This is a genomic window from Sphingomonas bacterium (genome assembly GCF_903643035.1).
Lineage (GTDB): Bacteria > Pseudomonadota > Alphaproteobacteria > Sphingomonadales > Sphingomonadaceae > Sphingomonas.
Window position 1 is genome coordinate 1 of the sequence record NZ_CAHJWW010000251.1, and the last position, 4,024, is coordinate 4,024.

Sequence of the window (4,024 nt, forward strand, 5' to 3'; positions counted from 1 at the left end):
TGGCCTCGGTCGTTCTGGCTCTCATCCTGTTCAGTGCCATGCGCCAGACGCACCGGCTCATCAGCCCAGCGACGCCGACAGCGATCGCGGCGCTTCGGCAGATCATCGCGCCAGATCTCTGGCGAGTGGTAGCAGCGAGCGCGGCGAACCACGGCCGGTTTGCCCGTTCGACGCCCATCACGCCCGCGCTGATTTACGTGTGGCTCGACCAGGCGATCGACGCCGCGCGCGGTCAGACAGCGGCGGAGATCGTCGTCGCGGAGCAGGCGCGAGCATTTGGCTGACAGCGGGGCAGGGGGACTCGGCAATCAGAGTATGATGTGCGCGACACCGGTGCTCGAGCCGGCCGACCTCCGCGAGCAGCTGGCCCACATCGACCGGATGCGGGCCGAGCTGCAGAAGCTCAATGCCGACACGCTGAAGATCCTTCAGGACACCACCCTCGCCAGGCCGCAGCTGCTGTTCCACGGAGCCGTCACGATGGCCGCCATGATCGGGACCGTCGCGGCGATCGTGCAGCTGTTTCACTGAGCGAGGGTCGCCGCCGGCGGACCCTGCAGGAACCTCGTCACGACTGCGGGGTCTCGAACCCGATGCACAAAGCGGCGTTGCGATATGGAGCAATGGGCACACACCACGCTATGGATAGCAGGCGAGACAATAGGCCAATATCTAATCAAAACAAGCGTGTAGCGCCGTAGCGCGGTTGCTACGGCACGCATCGAAGCTGGTTTGAGACGTGCTACACCGCTGCTACGGCGCTACAGCCTGCCTAGGCGTGCGGAGAGACGCGTTCAGCCTGAAGAAAGCACGCCAGCTCGCCGCGGGACCTTGGAAGACAGAGCAACATCATCCGGCGTGTCCGCGGGCGCCCACACCGTCGACCACGCGCCGATTATCGGTGCGGCGGCGGTTTTATCCGGAGTCGCTTATCGAGCAGATAAGCGAAAAGGGTGCAGCCCGATATCCCGGCACTGACATAGGTCGTAATGCTCAGCCAGTGCGATCTCAGCCAGATATCGGCCATCAGGCCGCCGCCGGCGAGGGTAAGGGTCAAGACCATCAGAGGAATGACGACCCTGCGATTGCGATAGCGTACGCCGCCGCGCGCTGCGCTCCGCTCGAGTTTCGCGTTCCAGTCCTTGTTGGCGCGCTTCACGCAATCTTTCCCTTGCTGATCGCGCGCAGGGTCTGGCGCAACTGCTTCCGGTTCGCCTCTTCATCGGCCGGATCGTCGTCGAACAGTCCGCGGATCAGCTCGGCGCGGACCTGAGGTTCGAAGTCCACCCCGACCTGGTCACAGGCGAGCTCGACATCCCTGGTGATGCGGTCGAAGCGGGACCAGTCCGTCTGTCCGAACCGGGTCCGGGGCGAGAGATCTTCACCCAGCACGACCCATTCGGGATCGACGTCGTAAATCTGGCGGAGCTTGGCCAGCACCCCGATCGGCGGCTCGGCAGCGTTCTGTTCCCAGTTGACCAGTGCCCGCCGTGAATAGCCCAGCGCGTCGGCGAAGCGATCGAGCGACAGTCCGGCGCGCTGCCGCACAGCCCGGATGCGCTCGCCTATGGAATGCCTCGATGACAACTAGACACTCCGTCCGTGCAGGATTATGCACTATACGTGTTGCTTATCGGTTCTAATCGACCACGGGCAGCGACGCAATCGGCCAATATGGACCGGCTGGAGGGAGTAAATTTCGTGGCGCAGGTAACGGCGCGGATTTCGGACGAACATGACGCAGCGCTGACCCGCTGGGCCGCCGACGTCGGTCAGCAGCGATCAGAACTGGTCCGCGAAATACTTACCGACGCGACCGACGCACGCCGCGAAGGCAGGGCGACCTTCAGCCGGCCGGAACTTCCATCGCCCGCCGACCTGCAGCACCTGATTGCCGAGGTGCGCACCATGGTGACGGAGCTCGACCGAGTCCTTCGTCATCATGGCAAACGTGACGCCGAGCTGGCGAAGAGCGCGAAAACGGATTCCATCGGCATCAGCGAGGCACGGACCGAGATCGTCGCCCAGCTCACCAGCGAGTTTCACCGTACCTTCGACACTACCCGGATCGGTCTCGACAAGATCGCGGCATCGCTGATCGCGGCGCTGACGGCGTCTCCAGCGCTTGCTGAGATCATGTCCGCCTTGCAGCGGATCGAGCGGGAGCCTCGGTTCGACACGATCGACCAGCGACAGCTGGAACATGGCAAGAAGCTTGAGGCGCATACCGCCGCCATCGCCAGTTGGGTCAAACGGCCGTGGACGCAGGTTTTCTACAGCCTGTGCAACGAACACTGGTCGGGCTGGACGCTGGCCGGGATCTTCGCGACCATGTGGGGCGGCAGCGTTGCCATCTACTTCGTGCTCGCCCTCATTCTTCCGCACTCATGGCTGGCGGTTCGGTCAGCGAATGCACTGCTCGGTGGCGGCGACCAGGCGGTGTGTGCCCTGATCAATTATCGCATGTCGATCGACACGTGCAGAACCGAACTCGCCGGCAAGCAGATGCAGGTCACGTTCGGGCCGAGGTCTCCGGCGCCGGCGCATCGGCGGTGATCTCGGTCAGCGCCATCGGTTCGGCCGGCGACGCGGCCGGCTATCACGCCCGCGACAACTATTACACCGCCGACGAGGCCGAGAGTGCGAGCGCATGGGCCGGCACCGGCGCGACCGAGCTGGGCCTCGAAGGCGCGGTCGACGCCGACCGGTTCGCCAAAATCCTCGCCGGCGACCTGCCCGACGGCAGCCAACTGGATGCGAAGCGCGGCGAGCATCGCCCCGGATGGGATCTGACGATGTCGGCGCCGAAGTCCCTGTCGATCCTCGCGCTGGTCGGCGGCGATGCGCGACTGGTGACGGCGGTGCGCGAGGCGGCGGCGGCGACGCTGGGCTGGGCCGAGCGCAACCTCGCCGAAGCGCGGGTGTGGAACGGGCAGAGCCAGGAGCCGGAGCGAACGGGCAGGTTTGTCGCCGCGACCTTCCTCCACGACGTCAACCGCAACGGCGAGCCGCAGCTCCACGTCCACAGCGTCATCGCCAACGCGACGCAGACGGCCGACGGCAAGTGGCGGGCGCTGCGCTCCGACGCGCTGTACGACCGCCAGCACGTCATGGGCGCGGTGTTCGCCTCGACCCTGCGCGCCCGGGTCGAGGCGCTTGGCTACGCGACCGTTCCCGCGCAAAATCCGCGCGACGGCGCATTCGACATCGCCGGCGTGCCGCGCGCGGTGATCGAGGCGTTCTCGACCCGCTCCGCCGAAATCGGCGCGCATCTCGAGGCGCGCGGCAGGGAGGGGACGGCGCGCGAGCGCGAGCTGGCGGCGCTCGCCACGCGCAGCGCCAAGACACCTGAGCTTGCGCCGGAAGTGCGCGACAGCCGGTGGCAGGCGGTGGCTGCGAGCCAGGGGTTCGACGCGGGCAGACTGGTCGCGGCCGCGCGTGCCCGGTCGGATCGGGCGCAGACCGTGTGGACGCAGGTCGTGCGCGGTGTGCGCGGGGCAGGGGAGCGAGGGCTGGCGATCGCCGGCCGCATGGGGCTGACGCCGCGCGACGGCGACCCGCTGGTGCCCGAACGCCTCGGCCGCCTCGACCCCCGTGTCTTCGCCGCGGCGCAGGCGGTCGCGTCGGCGGTCCGCGACCTTGGCGAGCACGAAGCGGCGTTCGACCAGCTCGACCTGATCCGCGCCGCGCTCGAGCGCGGCGGTCCGGTGACCGTGGCCGACGTCGAGGCGCGGCTCGCGCTGCTCGAGGCCAAAGGCCTGCTGCTCGGCGACGGCGACCGCATGCTGACCACCGACAGTGCGGTCCGGCTCGAGCAGGGATATCTTGCTGCGATCGAGGCGGGGCGGGGGCGGTCGGCACCGATCGTGCCGGCAACCGAAGCTGCCGCGCGTGCTCAGGATGCGGCGCGTGAGCTCGGACTGCGGCGCCTCAACCCCGGCCAGCAGGCAGCCGCGGTGCTGATGCTGTCGTCACATGACCGGGTGATCAACGTCCAGGGCGGTCCCGGTCGCGGCAAGTCGAC

Annotated in this window: 6 protein-coding genes; 4 read left to right on the forward strand and 2 right to left on the reverse strand. The window is 67.4% G+C overall.

The window, feature by feature from the left end; genetic code table 11:
- The coding region (locus tag HUV01_RS13155; protein WP_174298677.1) for a hypothetical protein at window positions 1–284 on the forward strand (284 nt) is incomplete at its 5' end.
- A 34-nt stretch (window positions 285–318) separates the two neighbouring features.
- Entirely contained in the window at window positions 319–531 is a 213-nt protein-coding gene (locus tag HUV01_RS13160; protein WP_174298678.1) for a hypothetical protein, read from the forward strand.
- 364 nt (window positions 532–895) lie between these two features.
- On the opposite strand, the gene HUV01_RS13165 is transcribed toward HUV01_RS13160, so the two are convergent.
- Both HUV01_RS13165 and HUV01_RS13170 read right to left on the reverse strand, forming a co-directional pair.
- Window positions 896–1,159 (reverse strand): hypothetical protein, encoded by a 264-nt coding sequence (locus HUV01_RS13165; RefSeq protein ID WP_174298679.1) that lies wholly within the window; start codon window positions 1,157–1,159, stop codon window positions 896–898.
- Complete coding sequence (locus tag HUV01_RS13170; protein ID WP_302480059.1) at window positions 1,156–1,587, reverse strand: helix-turn-helix domain-containing protein; 432 nt, start codon at window positions 1,585–1,587, stop codon at window positions 1,156–1,158. The genes HUV01_RS13165 and HUV01_RS13170 overlap by 4 nt, the downstream gene beginning before the upstream one ends.
- 114 nt (window positions 1,588–1,701) lie before the next feature.
- Here HUV01_RS13170 and HUV01_RS15525 point away from each other — a divergent pair, with 114 nt between their 5' ends.
- Both HUV01_RS15525 and mobF read left to right on the forward strand, forming a co-directional pair.
- Window positions 1,702–2,556 (forward strand): hypothetical protein, encoded by an 855-nt coding sequence (locus HUV01_RS15525; RefSeq protein WP_254606638.1) that lies wholly within the window; start codon window positions 1,702–1,704, stop codon window positions 2,554–2,556.
- A partial coding sequence (mobF, locus tag HUV01_RS13190; protein ID WP_174298684.1) for a MobF family relaxase occupies window positions 2,553–4,024 on the forward strand: 1,472 nt, incomplete at its 3' end. The genes HUV01_RS15525 and mobF, both read left to right, overlap by 4 nt.

Bases quoted from the DNA above. Each gene is read 5' to 3' on its own strand.
- HUV01_RS13160 (WP_174298678.1), top strand. From the start codon at position 319: ATGTGCGCGACACCGGTGCTCGAGCCGGCCGACCTCCGCGAGCAGCTG.